The sequence below is a fragment of the Streptomyces sp. JH14 genome, assembly GCF_029428675.1.
GTDB lineage: Bacteria > Actinomycetota > Actinomycetes > Streptomycetales > Streptomycetaceae > Streptomyces.
In genome coordinates this window covers 53036-72868 of the sequence record NZ_JAJNEL010000002.1, presented here as the reverse complement: position 1 = coordinate 72868, position 19833 = coordinate 53036, and the positions used below count along the sequence as shown (strand labels likewise).

The 19833-nt window shown below is 71.8% G+C and carries 15 protein-coding genes; 9 read left to right on the top strand and 6 right to left on the bottom strand.

The window, feature by feature from the left end; genetic code table 11:
- Nucleotides 1–4: 4 nt before the first annotated feature.
- A complete protein-coding gene (locus LRD69_RS29945) occupies nt 5–961 on the bottom strand; it encodes an STM4015 family protein (protein WP_277329976.1) in 957 nt (318 codons plus the stop codon).
- A 164-nt stretch (nt 962–1125) separates the two neighbouring features.
- Here LRD69_RS29945 and LRD69_RS29940 point away from each other — a divergent pair, with 164 nt between their 5' ends.
- Both LRD69_RS29940 and LRD69_RS29935 read left to right on the top strand, forming a co-directional pair.
- Entirely contained in the window at nt 1126–1452 is a 327-nt protein-coding gene (locus tag LRD69_RS29940) for a hypothetical protein (protein ID WP_277329975.1), read from the top strand.
- Nucleotides 1453–1534: 82 nt separating this feature from the next.
- On the top strand, nt 1535–2536 hold the full coding sequence (locus LRD69_RS29935; protein ID WP_277329974.1) for a DUF6745 domain-containing protein: 1002 nt from the start codon (nt 1535–1537) through the stop codon (nt 2534–2536).
- 80 nt (nt 2537–2616) lie between these two features.
- Here the strand turns inward: LRD69_RS29935 and LRD69_RS29930 are convergent, their stop codons facing one another.
- The 3 genes from LRD69_RS29930 to LRD69_RS29920 all read right to left on the bottom strand — a co-directional run bounded on the left by LRD69_RS29930 (nt 2617) and on the right by LRD69_RS29920 (nt 8476).
- Nucleotides 2617–3228 carry a TetR/AcrR family transcriptional regulator gene (locus LRD69_RS29930; RefSeq protein ID WP_277329973.1) on the bottom strand — a complete coding sequence of 204 codons (612 nt, stop codon included), beginning with the start codon at nt 3226–3228 and terminating at the stop codon, nt 2617–2619.
- Nucleotides 3229–3323: 95 nt separating this feature from the next.
- A complete protein-coding gene (locus tag LRD69_RS29925; protein WP_277329972.1) occupies nt 3324–7043 on the bottom strand; it encodes a S8 family serine peptidase in 3720 nt (1239 codons plus the stop codon).
- Nucleotides 7044–7249: 206 nt separating this feature from the next.
- Entirely contained in the window at nt 7250–8476 is a 1227-nt protein-coding gene (locus LRD69_RS29920; RefSeq protein WP_277329971.1) for a Glu/Leu/Phe/Val dehydrogenase dimerization domain-containing protein, read from the bottom strand.
- Between the two features lie 336 nt (nt 8477–8812).
- On the opposite strand from LRD69_RS29920, the gene LRD69_RS29915 reads away from it, so the two are divergent.
- The 7 genes from LRD69_RS29915 (at nt 8813) to LRD69_RS29885 (ending at nt 15064) form a co-directional block, all read left to right on the top strand.
- Nucleotides 8813–9253, top strand: coding sequence for a PPOX class F420-dependent oxidoreductase (locus LRD69_RS29915; protein WP_277329970.1), 441 nt, complete (start codon nt 8813–8815; stop codon nt 9251–9253).
- Nucleotides 9254–9350: 97 nt separating this feature from the next.
- Nucleotides 9351–10556 (top strand): MBL fold metallo-hydrolase, encoded by a 1206-nt coding sequence (locus LRD69_RS29910; RefSeq protein ID WP_277329969.1) that lies wholly within the window; start codon nt 9351–9353, stop codon nt 10554–10556.
- 518 nt (nt 10557–11074) lie between these two features.
- Entirely contained in the window at nt 11075–13021 is a 1947-nt protein-coding gene (locus LRD69_RS29905; RefSeq protein ID WP_277329968.1) for an ATP-binding protein, read from the top strand.
- A gap of 7 nt (nt 13022–13028) precedes the next feature.
- Complete coding sequence (locus LRD69_RS29900; RefSeq protein ID WP_277329967.1) at nt 13029–13463, top strand: roadblock/LC7 domain-containing protein; 435 nt, start codon at nt 13029–13031, stop codon at nt 13461–13463.
- Between the two features lie 2 nt (nt 13464–13465).
- Nucleotides 13466–13837 carry a DUF742 domain-containing protein gene (locus LRD69_RS29895; RefSeq protein WP_277329966.1) on the top strand — a complete coding sequence of 124 codons (372 nt, stop codon included), beginning with the start codon at nt 13466–13468 and terminating at the stop codon, nt 13835–13837.
- On the top strand, nt 13815–14465 hold the full coding sequence (locus LRD69_RS29890) for an ATP/GTP-binding protein (RefSeq protein ID WP_277329965.1): 651 nt from the start codon (nt 13815–13817) through the stop codon (nt 14463–14465). The genes LRD69_RS29895 and LRD69_RS29890 overlap by 23 nt, the downstream gene beginning before the upstream one ends.
- Nucleotides 14462–15064 carry a GAF domain-containing protein gene (locus LRD69_RS29885; protein ID WP_277329964.1) on the top strand — a complete coding sequence of 201 codons (603 nt, stop codon included), beginning with the start codon at nt 14462–14464 and terminating at the stop codon, nt 15062–15064. The genes LRD69_RS29890 and LRD69_RS29885 overlap by 4 nt, the downstream gene beginning before the upstream one ends.
- Nucleotides 15065–15079: 15 nt before the next feature.
- Here LRD69_RS29885 and LRD69_RS29880 read toward each other — a convergent pair whose 3' ends face one another.
- Both LRD69_RS29880 and LRD69_RS29875 read right to left on the bottom strand, forming a co-directional pair.
- Entirely contained in the window at nt 15080–17089 is a 2010-nt protein-coding gene (locus LRD69_RS29880; protein ID WP_277329963.1) for a DUF2264 domain-containing protein, read from the bottom strand.
- 302 nt (nt 17090–17391) lie between these two features.
- On the bottom strand, nt 17392–19824 hold the full coding sequence (locus tag LRD69_RS29875) for a polysaccharide lyase 8 family protein (RefSeq protein ID WP_277329962.1): 2433 nt from the start codon (nt 19822–19824) through the stop codon (nt 17392–17394).
- Between the last annotated feature and the right edge of the window lie 9 nt (nt 19825–19833).

Here is a 19833-nt window from a genome sequence, read left to right as displayed (position 1 = left end):
CGCCTCACTCCGCAACCGTGGTGTAGCGGCCTTCGATCCCGCGGCCGCCCCACGGCTCCTCGCGTTCGGAGAGATCGACCTTCACGCCGTGCGGCTCCAGCGCCTCCTTGATCCGGCGCTCCATCGGCTCGGTGAGGAAGTGGTGGTGCAGATCGAGCTGTTCGAGGTGGGTCAGCGGCTGGCCCTCGAGCAACGCGGCCGCGCCCTCGTCGCCCAGCGTGCCGTTCGACAGGCCGAGGGTGCGGAGCTGGGCGACGACCGGGGCGCCCGCGACGGCGACGGCGATCTCGTTCTGCAACTCGCTGTTGCGCAGGCCGAGGTGGTGCAGCCGGGGGAAGCGCGAGCCGGAGAGCAGCGGGGCCAGGTCCGCGACGTCGGCGTCGCCACCGTACTCGGAGACGCCCAGCCAGAGATCGAGCCGCTCCAGCGAGGGCAGCTCGCTGTCCAGGATGCCGCGGATCACCTCGACCGGAAGTCCGCCGGTCTCGATGGTCAGGGAACGCAGCCGCTCGTGCCGCGACGGGGAGAAGGCCAGACACATGCCGCCGCGCACGCCCAGCTCGAGCAGGGCGGGGAACGCGGTGAGCAGCGCGGTGACATCGGACTGCTCGATCCAGGAGATCTCGTCCTGCTCGCGCGTCATGTCACCGACGAAGATCGCCTCCAGCGAGGTCAGCCGGCCGGCCGCGGCGATCACCAGACCGATCGGGTAGGACGACGTCTCCTCGCTCGACTCGCCCCACTGGCCGATGATCAGAGCCCGCACGCCGGCCGGGTCGACGGCCCCGAGGAATGCCTGGAACGCCTCCTCCCAGGTCATCTCGGACTCGTCGTCGTACGGGTCGACCGCGATGCGCCAGGCCACGGCGTCGGCGGCCTGCGCCGGGGCCTCGTTCGTCGTGTGCCGGAAGTCGACGGCCGGAAGGCCGAGCAACTCGTGCAGATGATCCACACCGGACATGGCCCTGAGCTCCTGAGTCTGGAAGACGGCTGATGACCGCAAGGTCTATCAAGCGGCACTGACAACGTGGCAAGCGGGATCGGTCGTGACCGATTGTCAGACCCTGCCCGTAGCGTTTTCCGCACGGTCGGCACAGGGGGTGCCACCGTGGAGGGGAGACGTCTGTGTACCGGCAGGGCGATGTACTGATCGTGGCGTTGGACGAGTCCGCAGTGCCCGCGCACTTCGTGGACGCGCCGGGAGAACCACGTGACGCGCGGGGACGGATGGTGCTCGCGCTGGGCGAGGTCACCGGTCATGCGCATGCGGTCCAGGGGCCCGGCCGGCTGATGCGCGAGGCGGGCGCCTTGGGCCCGATGCTGCTCCATCTCCCCGAGGGCGGGCGGGTGGTGCACGAGGAGCATGCGGCGATCCCGCTGCCCAGGGGCTGGTACCGCGTGGTGCGGCAGCGGGAGTACGCGTCGGGTGCGGTCCGCATCGTCGCCGACTGACGGCACGGCCGGCCCGGGCCACGGGCACCCGACAAGCAGCGAACAGCAGAGACCGACAGCGAACAGGGGACGGGGACAACCGATGCAGTACGTGGACTCATGGCGGGCCGTGGCGGCGGCGACCGGCGCGGCGGACCGGGCCGCGGCCGAGGACGGCGTGCGCCTCGCCTACCGCAGTGCGGGACTTGCGGAGCCGGAGGAATTCGTCTGGGCCGACTCGCCGAAGGCGGCCGTCGAGGCCGTCGAGAAGCTCGTCGGCGCGGGACGCTCGGTGCGCGACGAGGTACGGACCCGCCCGTGGGCGGAGGAGCGGCGTCGGATGTACGACGAGCTGGGGCCGGCCGGTTGGTCCGCCCTCTGGGCGGCCACGGGCGCGCAGCTCTGGGAGACCACTGCGGCGCTCGCCGACCGTATACGGGCAGGTGTCGTCGCGGCCCTCGCCCAGCAGCCCGAGGACGAGTCGGACGTACGGCTGGTGCTGCTCGACGCGGTGCTCGGCCAGCACGACGCCGCGTGGCTCGCCGCGTTCGACGGCCGCGGGGACCGGCTCGAGGGCCTGGCGGAGGTGGCCAGGAACGCGGGCTGGTGGTGGCCGTACGAGCGCACGGTGGTGATCAGCGAACGCCCGGAGGCACTCCACCGCGACGAGGCGGGCCGGCTGGACCGCGGGGACGGCCCGGCCCTCTCGTACCGCGACGGTTTCACGCTCCACGCCTGGCGCGGCATGCCGGTCCCCGCCGAGTTCCTCGCGGAACTGGCGGCCCTGACCCCCGAGCGGATACGCAACGAGGAGAACGCGGAGCTGCGCCGCGTGATGCTGGAGTACTACGGCTACGACCGCTACCTCACCGAGTCGGGTGCCGAGCCGGTGCACCGGGACGAGACGGGGATTCTCTGGCGGATCGCGCTGGAGGGCGACGAGAACGTGGTGATGGTCGAGGTGGTCAACTCCACCCCGGAGCCCGACGGGACGCACCGCACGTACTGGCTGCGGGTGCCCCCGACGACCAGGACCGCCAAGGACGGCGTGGCGTGGACCTTCGGTCTCGACGGCGCGGACTATGCACCGCTGCGCCAGACCTGAGCGGTCGGCAGGACGCAAGGAGAGCGGACCCGGGAAGACGGGCGACGCCGGAAGAGCGCGGACAGCGAGGGCTCGCCGGGTCAGGCCGTGAGTGTCGCCTGGTCGATGCCGAGTTCACGGGCGAGCGCCTCGTCGGTCCACGCCAGCATCGTGGCCCGGGAGAGCGGGGCGGCATACGACGTCATCTGGACGGCCAGACCGTCCAGCAGGGCCGTCAGCCGCCAGGCCACGGACATCGGATCGTCGCAGTGGAACTCCCCCGCGGCGGCGCCCTCTTCGAGGACCTCGGCCAGCTCCGCCTTCCACTGCTGATCGAGATCGCCGGCCACGTTGCGCAGCGCCGGGTCGCGCAGCGAGACCGCCCAGCCCTCGATCCACAGCCGCCAGCCCTTGGCCTGCCCGGTCGGCGCGTACCAGCGGACGGCGGCGCGCAGCCTGCGTACCGCACTGGTGCGGCGGCTGAGCAGCTTGCGCAGGTGGGCCAGGTCGGCTTCGGCCGCATGCGCGAAGGCGGCGGCGACCAGCTTCTCCTTCGTCGAGAAGTGGTAGAGCACCAGTGCGTTGCTCACGCCCAGCACGGCAGCCACATCGGCGATGCGCACCGCTGCAACGCCCCGGACCTCGATCTGTTCCACGGCAGCGCGCAGCAGTTCCTCGCGTCGCTCCGCCACGTTCAACCGCACTCTTGCCACGGCGTCACCCTAGCCAATGCACGGGTTTTGGACAGGCCGGGGGCGGGACCGCAAGTGGCCCCGCCCCCGACCCGCTCCCGGCTGTCAGACCCCGGTCAGCACCAGATGTCGGCGCAGCCCGAGTTGTATGCGTCGATCAGGGTCTCCGTCAGCGACGCACCCGTGGTGTCCGTGACGGTCGTCCGCAGGTCGACCTTCGCGGTGCCCGCCGCGGGCACCGTGACCTTCCACCTGCCGTCGGCGCCGCGCGCCGCCGTGGCCTGCTTCCAGTCGGTGCCGTCCGTCGCGTACCACACCCTCAGCGAGGCGATGGGAAGCGCCCGCTCACTGCCCTGTGCGGTCAGGCCGACCGTGTAGTCCAGCGGCTTCCCCGCGTCGGCCGTGTTCTCGCCGCTCAGCGGCAGCCGGTAGTCGAGGTCCAGCAGCCGGGCCGCAGCAGCGGACTTCTCATGACCGGAGCGGAACCGCCACTCGCTGGTGACCTGCGAGCCGAGCATCCACGTCACCGGATCCGGTGACGTGCGCGTGGCATCGACGGTCAGCCGGTACCAGCTGTCCTTGCGCGGCAGGTCGAACGTGGCGCGACCGGGTGCACCGTTGCGGGCCAGTACCTTCCCGCTGTCGTCCGCCAGCACCGTGCTGCCGGTGTCCGCCACCGGCGCCGTCTCGGCGCGGTGTCCGGCCGCGTCGGAGAACACCGGGAGCGCCACGTTCAGCTTGTCGCCGTCCCTGGTGATCTGCGCGGGCCCGGCCTGCTTGCCGAGCGCGGGGTTGAAGGGAGCGGACATCCAGTCGTCCCGGTAGTTCCCGCCCGCGCGGTACACGGTGGGCGGGCTGACCAGCGTCCCCAAGGGGTAGACCCGCTCGGAGACGTCGTACTGGTAGTGGAAGGTCGCCGTCGTCCACGCGACGTCCGGCGTGTAGTAGAGCGTCTGCTCCGACGGCGGCCGGTAGCGGGTCGACTGCTGGAAGAGCGTCAGCCCGTGCCAGGTCGTCCAGGCGTACATGCCCTTGGGGTCGGACGGGTAGCCGTGCGTGCGCTGCACCGTCTTCACCTCGGCCAGACGGGACCGCCGGTCGAACCAGTCCGCGCCGGCCGGGACCCTGCCGTCGACGGAGTGGTGCAGGAAGTAGGCGTCCGCCGAGGTGCTGACGCCGTCGACCGTCAGCGTCAGGGGGCCTTCGGCCAGCCGTGCCCGCAGGTCGGGCAGACTGGCGGCGTCCAGCCTCAGGATCGGAGTCGGCTTGTAGACCGAGAGTCCGTAGCCGACGTACATGATGGCGGCCGTGCCCGCGTCCGACAGTTTCTGGTAGAGCGCGTTGTTGACCGCGGGCTGGCTGGTGGCGGGGGTCCACAGGACGATTTTGCCCTTGAGGTCCATGGCCGCCGGGTCGATGTCCGCCCCGGTGCCGATGTCGACGACCTCGCCGGTGGCCGTACCCAGCCAGCTGTAGATGCTGTATTGCGAGAGCAGCAGCTTCAGCGCGTCGGCCGATGAGCCGGGCTCGTGCGCGTCGACCTCCCGCTGCTGCCAGCTCAGCTCGCCGAAGAAGTGGAGCCCCTCCATCGTCCCACCGGTGGTGGGCACCGCCTCCACGCGGTACTGACCGGCGGCGCTCGGGGCGACGAGACCGGTGTCCTGGGCGTCCGTACCGGACCCGGTCCGTGACGCGATCGCGGTCGCCGACTGCAGGGACACCCGCGCCGACCCGTCGTCCACGCCGATCCTGACCGGCTTCGCGCCCGCGGTGTCCAGGGTGACGGAGCTGTCCTGGCCGACCGTCACCCGCCGGGCGAAGTGGATCGCCGTGGACCCGATGATCGTGTTGCCCACCGTGTCGTACTCCCAGGTGTGCCCCAGGATCCGGTAGCTGCCGCGCGGCAGCGTCAGCGTCCTCGGCTTGGTGCCGTCCAGCCCGATGAGCTGGGACGTGCCGGTGCTCTCGTTCTGCAGGACCACCCCCGTCGAGGTGCGCTCGGCACCTTCGCGCGGTGCGGGGCCGGTCAGGGTGAGGCCGTACGTCTCCGGGTCGGCCTCGACGGACACGGGCACCGTCGCCCGGCCGCCCCCCGGCCAGGTCGCGGTGACCGCCCCGCTGTACGTCGTCCCCGCCTCGACCCGCGACGGTGCGAGGGTGACGTCCGTGGCCGCTGACGAGCGCGCGGGCACGGTCACCGTCTGCCCGTCCAGCAGGATCGCCCGGCCGGGCCCTGCGGACAGGCGCAGTTTCACGGGCTTGTCCGTGGTGTTCGTCCACGTCACCCGGTGGCTCTGCGGTGCGGCGGCGGTGTTCGGGTAGGTGGTGTGGGCGGCCAGCGTGGCGGGTTCGGCGACCACCTTCGCCGCCAGCGCCGCCGGTACGTCGGTGAGACCGGCTCCTGTGTCGGCGACCGTGGCCCCTGCGACGGGCGCCGCGCTGCCGACCAACGCGGACTTCAACTGCGCCCCCGACCAGTCGGGGTGACGCTGGGCCAGCAGGGCCGCGGCTCCCGCCACATGAGGGCTCGCCATCGACGTACCGGAGAGCGAGGCGTACTGCTCGGTGACGGCGGCGTCGTCCAGGGTGCCGGCGGCGCGGGCGGCCACGATGGCGCTGCCCGGTGCGGAGATCTCCGGCTTGACGGCAGGCCTCGACTTGCGCGGTCCGCGCGAGGAGAACGACGACATCTCACCGGACTTGGTGACCGAGCCGACCGTCAGGGCGGCATCGGCGGCGCCGGGCGCGCTGATCGTCTCGTCGCCGGTGTTGCCCGCAGCGATCACGAAGAGCGTGCCGTGCTCGGCGGAGAGCTTGTCGACCGCGGCGGACAACGGGTCGGTACCGTCGGAGGCCCGGTTCGAACCGAGGCTCATGTTGACGACCCTGGCGTCCTGGTCGACGGCCCACTGCATGCCCGCGAGGATCCAGGAGTCGTAGCCGTAGCCGTCGTTGTCGAGGACCTTGCCCTCGATGAGCTCCGCTCCCGGGGCGACGCCCGCGTACCGGCCGTCGGAGGCCGCACCGGAACCGGCGATGATCGACGACACATGCGTGCCGTGACCCTGCCGGTCCTGGACGTCGCTGTCCTCGGTGAAGTTCTGCGAAGCGGTGACGGCATCCTTCAGGTCGGGATGGCCGCGGTCGTAGCCGGTGTCGAGGACCGCGACTCTGGTGCCCTTCCCGGTGATTCCGGCCCGGTGTGCCTTGTCCGCCCCGATCTGGGGTACGGACGTGTCGAGTGTCGCCTGTACCCTCCCGTCCAGCCAGACCTTCCCGATGCCTTCCGTACGGGCCCGGGAAGCGGTGCTGAGCTGCTTCCACACGGCACCGGCCGACTGCTTGGGCACGGTCAGCGCCGTGGTCCCGGTGGACCGGAAGGCTGCGGCGACGCGGGCGCCCGTCGGCGCGTCGGGGCTGCCGGCGGACGGTGTGGCGCCGTCGACCAGAATCCGGAGCGTGTCGGTGCTGCTGTCCGCGTACCCCGAGGCGACCAGCTCCGTCACGTCGAACAGCCGCTGATCCACCCGGCCCTGGGAGATCTGTCCGACGGCGTCGATCGGCACCGCGTACTCGTGGCCGCCCGCCCGGAACCGGGTGAAGCCCATGCCCTCGCGTCCGGATCCAGGCACGATGCCGCTGATCTGTACGGTGTTCCCGCTGCCGGAGTAGGTCACCACGTCACCGGTCAACAGGGTGACGGTACGCGATGCCCCACTCGCGGCCGGGTCGGCGAACGCGGGGGCGTGCGGGTCGGCGGCGGCAGTGAGTGTTCCACCTGCAAGGGCGGCGGCGAGCGCTGTGGCGCAGGCCGCCGCCCATCTGGTCCGTCTCATTCTCACCTCGTGAACTCGTGTGTTCTCAGGGGGTGGTGAGGTGAGACTGTCAGGAGCATGACGATAACCCGGTGACCGGCGCCGGCGGGAAGCTGCCATGGCGCCTATTCGCCGTACCGCCCCTGGAGCAGGGGCAGTTGGGCGGCCTGCCGGGTCTCGGTGGCGGGCGGGCCCATCGGCAGGGCACGCTCAGCGGCGGGGCGGGATCACCGGTACCAGCCGAACCGCTCGGCCATCACCGGCAGTCGCTCGGCGACAAGGGCATGGGCCGCCGCCCGGGGGGTGGAGCCGTCGGCCTCGGCGCGGGCCAGCATCCGGCCGATCAGGGCGCGCATCGCGCGGCGGGTGTGCCCGAAGGCCTCCTCGGCGTCGGCGCCGATGTCGCCGAACAGCGTCCACCACCACCAGGCGTTCGTGCCGGAGTTGACGACCACATCGGGCAGTACGGTGATCCCTCGCTCGGCGAGCAGCGCCTCCGCCTCGGGCAGCACGGGCATGTTCGCCGCCTCGACGATCCAACGGGCCGTGATCCGGGCCTGGTTCGTGGCATCGATGGCGTACGAGACGGCTGCCGGTACGAGCACCTCCGCCTCCTGGGACAGCCACGCGTCGGCGGGCAGTTCCCGGTCCCCGTCCCGCAGCGCACCGCGGTCCACCGTGCCGTACGGGTCACGGGCGGCGAGCAGCGCCTCGACATCGAGGCCTGCCGGGTTGGCGATCGTCCCCTTGATGTCGGCGATGGCGACGACCTTCAGCCCGGCCCGGGCGAGGAACCGCGCCGTCGCCCCGCCCATGGTGCCGAGCCCTTGTACGGAGACCCTGGCCTGCGCGTACGCGACGCCCGCCCGGTCCAGTGCGGCGAGTGCCGACTCGGCGACCCCGCAGCCGCCGACCAGCTCGTCGAGCCCGATGCCGTCCACCTCGACGGCGAACGCGTCGGCGAGCCGCTGCCGCGCGGTCGCCTCGTCGTCGAGCAGCGGATAGACCGCCTGGATCGAGGAGACGAGCCCGGCCTCGGCGGCCGCCCGGTCGACGATGTCCTGGGTGAGTCCGAGGTCCTCGCCGGTCGTCCAGACGTTCTCGATGTACGGGCGCACGGCGCGCAGGTAACGCACCAGTACGCCGTACGCCTCCGGGTCGCGCGGATCGCAGTCGATGCCGCCCTTGGCGCCGCCGAGCGGAATGTAGCGGGCCTGCGCGTCGTCGGCGTCGAAGTGCAGGGCCTCCTTCATCGTCATGCCCCGGGCGAGACCGGCCACCTCGTCGAGCGTGCAGCCCGGCCGCATCCGCAGCCCACCGCTGGACACCCCGCGTACCAGGCGGTCGACGACCAGGTGGCCCCGGCGTCCGGTGACGTGGTCCGTCCAGGTCAGCGAGATCAGCGGGTCCGGCAGGGCGTTGGCGGACACCGTCGGCGTCGTCGGGGTCGTCATGGGGGCGGCTCCTCGGGGCGGGGTCGGGGCAGGCCCCGGAGCAGTCGGAGCCGGGGACGGGATGCGGGCGGGCAGGGCGGCGGATCGACCGCCGCGGCGGTGCCCGGCTGCCCGGATGCGCCGCCCCCTGCCGACCGTACGATTTACTGAATCGTCAGTCAGTATCGGGACGGTGCGGAGCCCGTGTCAATGTGACCCCGGCCGACCGGTGCCGGCGAGCCGTCCTACACGGCTCGCCGGCTTCGGCCACGGGTGCTGTGGACGGGTGCGACGGATGTGACACGAGCGAGTGGCCGAACGCGGAATCCTGCGACGGTCACGGACGTTGGATTCGGCATGACGGGATTCGACGCACAGCAGGAAGACCTCCTTCGGCTGATCGCAGAGGAGGCGGGCGGGGTGCTCGTGACGCTGAAGCGGGACGGCCGCCCCCAGCTGTCCAATGTCATGCACTTCTACAGCCCCGAGGAGCACGTCATCCGCGTCTCGATCACCGAGGACCGGGCGAAGACGCGGAATCTGCGGCGCGACCCGCGGGCGAGCTACCACGTCACGAGCAAGGACCGCTGGGCCTGGACGGTCGCGGACGGTACGGCGGAGCTGTCAGCGGTCGCCGCCGATCCCGATGACGCCGCCGTCGAGGAGTTGGTCAGGCTCTATCGCGACCTGCAGGGCGAGCACCCCGACTGGGACGACTACCGCAGCGCGATGGTCCGCGACCGGCGGATCGTGCTGCGGCTGCATGTCGAGCACGTGTACGGGCAGCCGCGTGGCTGACGCGGCCGGGCGCGGCCGTCACCATTGGCCGTCGCGTACGCGCACTGCCGAACCCCCTGCTCATAATGAAACGACACCGACTCCCTCAGGAGATGTTGTGACCGGCGCTGACTCCTTGCATACGTTCCGCGGCAGGCTGCGTTCGCTGCGACCCGCCGCATTCGGTGCCGACCCGGACGGCGCGCGCATGGAGCGCATCAGGAACTCGCCCAATTTCGCCGACGGGGTGTTCCGCAATCCGGTGGGGGCGCGGACCAGGCCTTCCGGCTCCACACTGGAGTTCGCGAAGGTCTATTTTCGCAAGGAGGACCGGGTACGCAGGTCGCCGAGAGGCCCCGTACCCGTCCACGCGACCACCCTCGCCGACCTCGCAGCCCCGCCCGCCACGGGGCTGCGGCTCACCTGGATGGGGCATTCGAGCGTGCTCGCCGAGATCGACGGACGCCGAGTGCTCTTCGACCCGGTGTGGGGCGAGCGCTGCTCGCCCTTTGCGTTCGCCGGGCCCAAGCGGCTGCATCCGGTGCCCCTGCCACTCGCGACGCTCGGCCCGCTGGACGCCGTCGTGATCTCCCACGACCACTACGACCACCTCGACCTGCCGACGATCCGCGCCCTCGCCGGCACGGACACGGTCTTCGCGGTGCCGCTCGGCGTCGGGGCCCACCTGGAGCGCTGGGGCGTGTCGCCCGACCGGACGCGTGAGCTCGACTGGAACGAGACCACGGACATCGCCGGGATCAGCCTCACCGCGACCCCGGCCCGGCACTTCTGCGGGCGGGGCCTGCGCAATCAGCAGCACACGCTGTGGGCGTCCTGGGCCGTCGCCGGCCCCGAGCACCGGATCTACCACTCCGGGGACACCGGATACTTCAGCGGCTTCAAGGACATCGGCGCCGAGCACGGCCCGTTCGACGCGACGATGATCCAGATCGGGGCGTATTCCGAGTACTGGCCGGACATCCACATGACACCGGACGAGGGGGTTCGCGCCCACCTGGATCTGCAGGGCGGGCAGCCCAGCGGCCTCATGCTGCCCATCCACTGGGGGACCTTCAACCTCGCCTTCCATCCCTGGGCCGAGCCCGCCGACCGGACGATGATCGCCGCCCACGAGGCGGGCTTCGCCTCTGCCGCGCCCCGGCCGGGTGAGCCGTTCGAGCCGGCCGCCCGTCACGCGGTCGAGCCGTGGTGGCGGGCCGTGGCGGACGAGCCCGCGGACGGGTGGCCCGCGTGGCCTGCGGTGGCATCGGCCACCGAACCGCCCGTGGCGCCGGTCGAGGAAGCCCTCGTGGCCGACGGGTGACGAGGCAGGCGCCCGGGGCGGCCGCCCCGGGCGTCCGAACGGTGAGCATCCCGGCCGGTGCCTGTCCCGAGTGCCGCCGTGATCCTCCCCGCACGGCCGGCGTGCCTCATGTCCGGCGTGCGCCCGGGCCGGAGTCCGAACCCGACTGCCTCGGCCTCCGGTCAGAACATCAGCACGGCTCGGACCGTCCGGCAGCGCCCGGCGGTCCGAGCCGTTTCTGTGGGCTCCGGATGTTCCGGCGGCCCGATCCGCCCGACCGGGCGGGTGTCCGCCGACCGTGTCAATGCGGCGTATTCGGTCGTCCGAGCGAGCGCTCATACCAGAGCGGGACGGATGGCGGGCAAGTTCGACAACTGCCCGCCGAACATCGTCGATCGGCGACTACCGTGTGTGGCCGGTGATCAACGGTGGGCTCATCTCTTTCGAGCCTGTCCGACCGATGACCCGAGCCTGACCGACGACCGTAGGTGTCACCACATGAATGCCGATTCCTGGTGCCCCACGTACCGAGGACGCTGATGTCTCAACTTCGCGCACCCGACGCGCGACCGGAACGCCGAGAGGGTGGGCGGCACGGCCGGCCGGGGGCCCGTGCCCACTCCGCCCCGGCCAGGCCGCGCGCCGCGCAGCTGTCTCCCGAATCGCGCATAAGGCCCCAGATCCTCCGCACCGCCCTGCTGCCGGCCATCGCCGTCGTACTGAGCGGCACCGCAGCCGTCATCTTCACGGTCCGCTCCACGAGCGCCCCGATGACCACCGAACTCTGGACCGCGCTCGGCGGATCCGGGGCGCTGGCGGTGGCCGCGGTGGTCGCCGCGTTCCTCGGCGCCAACCGGGTCTCCACCACCGTCCTCGGCCGGTGTCTGGCGCTGCGCCGGACCAGCGCCCACGGGCAGGCCGAACTGCAGCGGGTCGTGGAACAGCTCCGCAGCGGGGAACCGGTGCCCCCACGGCGGCCCCCGCAGCCCGTCCCACCCGGCAGCGACGCCTTCGATCTGCTCGCGCAGGAACTGGGCCGCTCGCAGGACGCGGCCGTGGCCGCAGTCGTGACGGCGTCCCGGCTCACCCACGACTCGGGCGAGGAACAACGGGTCGAAGTCTTCGTCAATCTCGCCCGCCGCCTCCAGTCGCTCGTGCACCGTGAGATTCAGCTGCTCGACCAGCTGGAGCACGAGGTCGAGGACCCCGATCTGCTCAAGGGCCTCTTCCACGTCGACCATCTCGCCACCCGCATCCGCCGGCACGCCGAGAACCTCGCCGTGCTCGGCGGCGCCATCTCACGGCGGCAGTGGAGCAACCCGGTCACCATGACCGAGGTGCTGCGCTCGGCGATCGCCGAGGTCGAGCACTATCCGCGGGTCAAGCTGGTGCCGCCGATCGACGGCACGCTGCGCGGGCACGCCGTGGCTGATGTGATCCACCTGCTGGCGGAACTCGTCGAGAACGCCACCGTGTTCTCCGCCCCGCACACCCAGGTGCTCCTGCGTGCCCAGCATGTGACCGCCGGGCTCGCCCTGGAGGTCGAGGACCGGGGGCTCGGTCTGCCGGGCAACGAGCAGAACCGGATGAACGCCCTGCTCGCCGACCCGGACCAGGTCAACGTCGCCCACCTGCTGCAGGACGGCCGGATCGGACTGTTCGTCGTCGCCTCGCTGGCCCGCAGGCACGGCATCGCCGTCCGGCTGCAGAGCAACATCTACGGCGGCACCCAGGCCGTACTGGTGCTGCCGCAGTCCCTGCTCGGGGGCGACGGGGACGCACCCACGAGGGGCGACACCGACACCGACGCCGCCCCGGTCCCGCCGCCCGGCCCCGTGCACCGGCCTCCGGCCCAGGCCCAGCCCCAGGTCCCGGCCCCGAACCGGCAGGCGCAGATGCCCAGCCGGTCGCTGCGGCTGCATCAACCGCCCCAGCAGACACGGCGGCTGGGCGAGGGCCCACCGCTGCCGCTGCGCGCCGAGCGGGTCGACCGGCCCACCCCCACCGACGCCCGTCCCGGCGTCCGGCGCCCGGCCGACGCAGCTCCGGTCCCCCCGCCGGAGACCGGAGTCGTGCGCGGCACGATGGGGCGTCCCCAACTCCCCAGGCGCACCCACCAGGAACACCTGGTCCCGCAGCTCAGGGAGGCACCTGCTGCACGTCCCGATGACGAACAACCCGCCCTCCACGACCCCGGCCTGATGGCGTCCTTCCGACGGGGCGTCGAGCTCGCCGAGGCCCGCAGCGCTGCGGACGCCGACACCGAGCCGGACCAGGACGGCATCCCCGAGGCACCGGAACCGCAGGCCTGGCAAGCCCCGGCCCCGCTCGAGCCGCTGCCGGTCCGTGGACCCGGCGCGTCCGCCGGCCCGCTGCCGGTCGGCGGGACCGCCGCGTCCGGCGACCCGCTCCACCCGGACCCGCAGCCTTCCGACTCGCACCACCTCGATCTGGACCCCCTCGAAACGAACACCTTCAAGGAGTAGATGCACCATGGCGACCGAAATGCCGTCCAGTCAGGTCTCGGACCTCGACTGGCTGCTGAGCGGGCTGGTACAGCGAGTGCCGTACACGCGCAGCGCGGTCCTGCTCTCCGCCGACGGGCTGGTGAAATCCCTCCACGGCATGGACGCCGACAGCGCCGACCACATGGCGGCGCTGGCCGCGGGGCTGTACTCGCTCGGCCGCAGCGCCGGGGCGCGCTTCGGCGACAACGGAGAGGTCCGGCAGGTGGTGGTGGAGCTCGACTCGACGCTGCTGTTCGTCTCCACCGCCGGATCCGGCACCTGCCTCGCCGTCCTGGCTGGGCGTGAGGCGGATGCCGCGGTGCTCGGTTATGAGATGACCATGCTGGTCAAGAGCGTCCGGCCGTATCTGATGACCCCGGCGAGGCAAGCGGCCGGGACACCGAGCTCCACGGGGCTGTGAGGGTGTCGGCCCCGCAGGACGGGCCGTTGCTCGACGACGCGGCCGGCCGGCTCATCCGTCCGTACACCGTGAGCAACGGCCGTACCCGTCCGACGACCGTGCTCGATCTGCTCTCGCTGGTGCGGGCCACCGGAGCGGATCCGCAGACGCATCTCGGCCCCGAGCACTTCGTGGCGCTCGGACTGTGCGGCGGACCCACCTCGGTGGCCGAGATCGCCGCGCATCTGCGGCTGCCCGCGGTCGTCACCAAGGTGCTCGTCTCCGACCTGGTCGACTGCGGCGCAGTCACCGCGCATCCGCCCGCCTTCCATGACATGCCCACCGACCGATCTCTGCTGGAGGCAGTGCTCGATGGCTTACGACGACAGCTCTGACGGCTTCGGCGGCTCGGCCGGGGGTGACGGGACCGCGAGCACGGAGTACTTCCCCGTCGCGCTCAAGGTCCTGGTGGCGGGCGGCTTCGGCGTCGGCAAGACCACGTTCGTCGGCGCGGTCAGCGAGATCGCACCGCTGAGCACGGAAGAGCTGCTGACCCAGGTCAGTGCGGCGACCGACAGCCTCGAGGGGATCGAGTCCAAGACCGCCACCACGGTCGCGATGGACTTCGGCCGCATCACCCTCGACGAGCAGCATGTGCTCTATCTGTTCGGCACCCCGGGCCAGGAACGCTTCTGGTTCATGTGGGACGAGCTCTCCCAGGGGGCGCTGGGCGCGGTCGTGCTCGCCGACACCCGCAGACTGGAGGAGTGCTTCCCGGCCGTCGACTTCTTCGAGCGGCGAGGCATCGGATTCATCGTCGCGGTCAACGAGTTCGACGGCGCCTACCGCTACGGCCCCGAGGAGGTACGGGCCGCACTCGACCTCGGACCCGAGGTGCCCGTCGTGCTCTGCGACGCCCGGATCGCCAGCTCGGGCACCGGCGCGCTCGTCACCCTCGTCCAGCACCTGATCAACGCCACCGCCGCGCCGGCCCCGCTGTCCGGCTTCGGAGCCTATTCGTGAGTCCGCCCGAGAACCGGCCCGTTCCCGGCCGGCTGCTGCTGACCCCCGTCGACCACGACTCCGCCGTTCGCACCCGGCGGCTGCGGACACTCGGGCTGGGAGAACGCGCCGATGCCTCCTTCGACAGCTTCGACGCGTTCGCCGACAGAGTGGCCGAAGTGACCGAAGTGCCGTACTCGATGGTCAACTTCATCGACGAGAACCGGCAGTTCTTCGCCGGTCTGCACGCCCCGTCCGGCACGCACGCCGGCTTCGATCTGGGGGCCGCGGCTGCGGGCAGCGGCCGGGGCGTCCGGTACATGGCCCTCGACCACGGCTACTGCCCGCATGTCGTCGCACGCCGCAAGGCACTCGTCCTCGAGGACGTCTGCGACTACCCCAGGTTCGCCGGCAATCCGGTGGTCGACGAGATAGGGATCCGTTCCTATCTGGGGGCGCCGCTCATCGACCGTACCGGCGTCGCGCTGGGCGCGGTCTGTGCCGTCGACACCGTGCCCCGCCCCTGGGGGCGGGCCGGCCTCGACACCATCAAGTCCCTGGCGCAGGAACTCATCGGGCACATCCACCGACGGGAGGACACCAGAGGCATCAGGCCCTGATCCGGCGCCCCTCGCTCAGACCTCGACCGTGGTGCCGTCCAGGAAGGTCAGCACCACGGCATCCGCACCGACGGCACGCACTCCCACCGATGTGCGCAGCGCCTGCGGATGCACGGTGTCGCGGGAGAGCGCGATCAGGGAGACATGGAGGCTCCGCCCGCCCGGATGACGACTGCCGCGCAGATAGGGGATCGCGGAGTGCGGCCCGTACGCATTGGACTGCACATCGCGCGCGACACCGGATCCGTGTGCCGTCGCCCGGGCCTCCGTCATCCCACTGTCCGCGCTCGCCCCACCGGCTTCCGTGGTGTCCGCGGCCGACGGGGTCCTGCCCGCCGCCGCGCGGGTCTCGCTGTCCCAGCCGTGAAGTGCGACCACGGCACTCGTCAGACCGTCGGCCGTGCGGGCCAGCGCCCAGCCCGGGCCCGAGGCGGCGAACGGCCGCTCGTCGTGCGCCACCGCATGGCCGCCCTCCCGCACCAGCACGCCCTCCGGCGCCTCGACGCGGTGCACCCGGATCTCCCACGGGCCGTGCAGCACACTCGTGGTCTCGATGCGGTACGTACGGTCGTCACCGGGCAGCTCGGCCGCGTACCAGGACGAGGCGAGGTTGCCCTCGCAGCGCAGCGGGTGGATCCTGCGCCGCCGTGACGGGGTGCCGTCCGGTGCCAGGAGCGCCAGATGGTTGTCGACGGTGCGTGCCGTGGCGTGCGGTGCGGACTCGGGGGCCGTGGCCGTCGAATAGCCGAGCCTTGCGTAGTGCGGATCCTCCTCGCCCGCCTGCGGCGCGTCGTCGGCCGCGGCCGGCGGGTTGTGGTCGCTGCCGTGGTTGACCAGCCGGACGATGCCGTCGTGCCGGGTGCCGTGCAGCAGCCAGCCGGGCGCGGGCAGCGCGGTGTACTGGTCGGACTCCTCGATGGGCAGCGGGAGTTCGCGCTGCGCCCACACCGGGTGGTCCGCCGGGAGCAGCAGCCCGAGGAAGCCCTTGCTCGCCCAGTACGGGGACGCGGGGCCGGAGTACGGCTGGGTGCTCGGCAGGAACGTGTCGTACCAGCCGAGGGTCAGGAGCCCCCGCTCGTCCGGGGCGCCGCGCTCCACGAAGTGCCGCAGCGTGCCCGAGGCGAGCCGGCGTGTCAGCCCCGGAGCGAGTGGCGTGCAGTCGGCCAGTGCCCCCATCCAGACCGGCGCGAGCGCCGCGAACCGGTAGGTCAGCGACCGTCCCTGGTGCACCGGTGCGCCGTCGGAGCCGAAGAACTGCGGGTAGTCCTGCAGAAACCGGGAAAGCCGCTGCCGGTAGACCTCGGTCCTGCCCCCGTCCTCCTCCGGGCCCGCCATCCGCGACCAGAGCAGCGGGTACAGATGCATGGCCCAGCCGACGTAGTAGTCGAAGTTTCGGCCGTCCCCGTCGGTGTACCAGCCGTCCCCGACGTACCAGTCCTCGATCCTGTCCAGTCCGCTTTCGATGTCCGAGCGGCTGTGCGGGGCACCCACCGAGGCGAGGAACTGCTCGGACACCACCTGGAAGAGGCGCCAGTTGTTGTCCCAGGTGCGGCCGCCGACGAAGCCGGAGAACCAGTCGACGACCCGCTCCTGGACCTTGGTGTCCAGCCTGTCCCAGATCCAGGGGCGGGTCTCGTGCAGCCCGACGGCGATCGAGGCCGCTTCGACCATCTGCTGCGAGCAGTCGGTCAGCCGGGGCCAGGCCTCGTCCGACGCCGGGTCGGTGCCCGTCGCCAGACCCCTCGCATAGCGCTCGACCAGCTCGGGGTCCACCTCTCCCCGGGCACCGGCGATCCGGCAGGAGGCCATCAGGAAGGAGCGTGCGTATCCCTCGAGTCCGTCCGACACCACCCCCGACCAACTGGCCCTGCCGGGCAGCCGGTACTGCGCGAAGCCCGGTGTCGCGTACGGGACGAGTGCATCGAGCAACCGGTCGGCGGTCGCCTCCCAGTGGGCGCGCGTCCAGCCGGTGCGCGAGGACAGCACCCGGTCGGTCGGGGGAAGGTGCAGGAAAGGCGGGGTCATGCGGGCGGTGCTCCTCAGTCCGTCAGGGTCGACGGGTCTACGGGCGGTGTGGGCAGGTTGAGCGCGGCGAGGGTGGCCCTGCCGTCGGCGTCGAACGGGTACGCCCACTTGTCGACGTAGAAGTCGGTGAGATCGTAACCAGTGATCCGGCTCGTGTATGTGGCGAAGTTCGTCCAGCGCAGCGCGTCCTGCGTCCGCCAGTCGGACTGCGGGTTCTCCTCGCGGATCAGCTTGTGCAGCGATCGAGGAAGGAATCGGGGAACCGGCGGCCGGTGCTGACGTGGCCGGCCGCCGGTGGCCGGTCAGGAGAGCGTGGCGGTGTGCGTGTGGCCGCGCGATCCACCGACCGCGATGGTGAGTACGGGGCGCCGACCGGTCGTGACGGACACGGAGTCGTCGGCGGTGACCACCCGGTCCGCGGGGAAGGGCAGTTCGACCGTGAGCGAGGTCAGGGTGCGGCTCGGCTCGGCGACGGCGACGGTGAGTTCCGGACCCCGGCGCTGCACCAGGACCGAGGCCGGCCCGGACGCGGTGATCCCGGCGGCGGTACCCGCGCCCCAGAAGTTCACTGCCGTCAGCCCGTGCCTGCGGGCCTCCACGGCCTGCGCCGTGGTGTCGTTGGCGACGATCCGGACCGGTCGGGAGTACGACCAGACGGCCGTGGCGGCCGCGCTCGCGCCGGGCAGCAGTACATACGCGTACCCCGCGTCGGTGGGCGAGACGCCGTGGTCGAGCCAGAGCGTGAGATAGCGGCGGCTGACCGGATCGGTGCTGCCGCCGGTGTCGGCACCGGTGTTGACCGCCCGCCAGGTTCCGGTCCGCTCCTCGCGCAGCGCGCGCAGATTAGTGGTGTCGGGGAAGACGTAGCCGCCGACGCCTTCGACATGGGCCCACCCGGCGCGGTCGAAGTCCTGGGTCCAGCCCAGCTCGTCCGGTCGACGGGCGCCGTCGACCAGCAGCCGCTGTGTTCCGCCCGCGCCGAGGTTGCGGTTCTCGACAACCGTCTCGACCGTGCGTCCGTCGCTCGACGTGATGCCCGCACCGAGCGCGATCACGGCGTTGTCGAGCAGAAACCATGACTTCCTGGCCCGTAGGGTGGTGCCCGCGGGGCCGATCAGCTCCATCGCGGAAGCGCCGTACCGGTCGTGGAGGACCACTCCGCCCGCGATCGCGTTCGTCGGCCGGAAGGTGGAGGTGCCCGCGCCGGTGCCGAGATCGGTCCGCTGCCGGGTGTCGACCGTGGTGCCGGGCAGGCGGTACGGGTCGACGGTCGGCCAGAAGCCGTCGTTGTACTGGCCCAGGTCGTCGCCGTCGTAGAGATACGTCATGCCATCGCCGGTGTACCAGCCGTGCAGATTCTCGCCGTTGCCCGCCTCGTACGCCGAGATCCGTTTCGACGAGAGTGACAGCGCGCAGGCCCAGCCGGGCTGACGGTGCACCACCCGGTCCATGTCGGCAAAGACGAAGTGTCCGGTCGTGCGCTCCCCGGCCGGTATGCCGGAGTCGTTCAGTACGGCTTTGGCGAGGGCGAGTTGGGGGAGCGTGGCAAGCGCAGCGAACGGTGTGGTGCGGTTGCGGGTCAGCCAGCCCTTGACCAGCTCGCGCCATCGGTCGGCGTACGCGGCGGGTGCGCCCGTCGCCAGGAGCAGGATCGCTGCGACCGCCGCCGCGCCGTCCCGGTGGTCACCGGCACGCTCCCGGGACACCGCCCGGCCGCGTACCGCATCCATCATCAGCCCGTCGAAGACAACCGGCGCGAAGGTCCGCTCGACGGCCTCGTACATCACGGACACCTTGGCGTCCGTGACCGCCCACTCCGAGCCCGCGAGCAGGGACAGCAGATAGGCGGCGCCGCCGAGCAGTATGACGCCGTACGTACCGGTGTAGGCGACCACGTCGTGCTGGACGAACGACCCGTCCTCGTAGAATCCGTCACCCGAACCCACGTACCGGAAGAGGCTGTTGCGCCCCGAGTCGCGCACGTCGGAGAGGGCGTCGCGGACCGATGCGAGCTTGGACGCGTCCTGACCCAACAACCCGCGCAGCGCGACGACGACGGCTTTGTCCGTGCGGTTGGCGCCCGTCTCGCCGAGCGTGGGGGAGTTGGTGCGCCGGTCCGCATTCGGGCAGAAGCGGTCGACGACCGCCAGATAGTCCGTCAGATCGGCGACCGGAAGGCGGTCGCGCAGCAGGACGGAGCAGTCCATCAGCGCCCGCGGGGCGCCGATCTCCCAGAACCACCAGTTGCCGGTCTCGCGTTTGGCCGGGTTGTACGCGGTGTCGTGAGCGAAGCGCAGCGCGGCGACGAGGGCGTCCGCCGCCTCCGTACTGCCGGCCAGAGAGGTGCCGGGGGTGGCCCAGGCGGTGGCGAGCGCGCGCAGCCGGGTGTAGCTCTGGCCGAAGTTGCCGGGGTCGGTGACGGGGGAGAGGTCCGGCCAGAGGGCGGTGCGTCCGGCGCTGCGGTCCAGGGTGTCCCAGAGCCCCTTGGCCGTGGTGTCCAGGGTGGTGACGGCGGCGGCGAAATCGGCGTCGGAAGCGTCGAACACGCCCCCGGTCAGGAGGGTTTCTGCGCGCTGCAGGAGCGCGTCGATACCCACGGTGCCGACGGTGCCGTCAGCCGCCGCGGGCTGTGCCTGCGCGGCGCCGGCCGTGGCCACGAGCGCAGTGGCGGAGGTCGCCGCGACGGCCGCGGTGGCGCCGGTCGCCGAGAGCAGAGTGCGTCTGCTGAGGTGCATGGTGTCTCC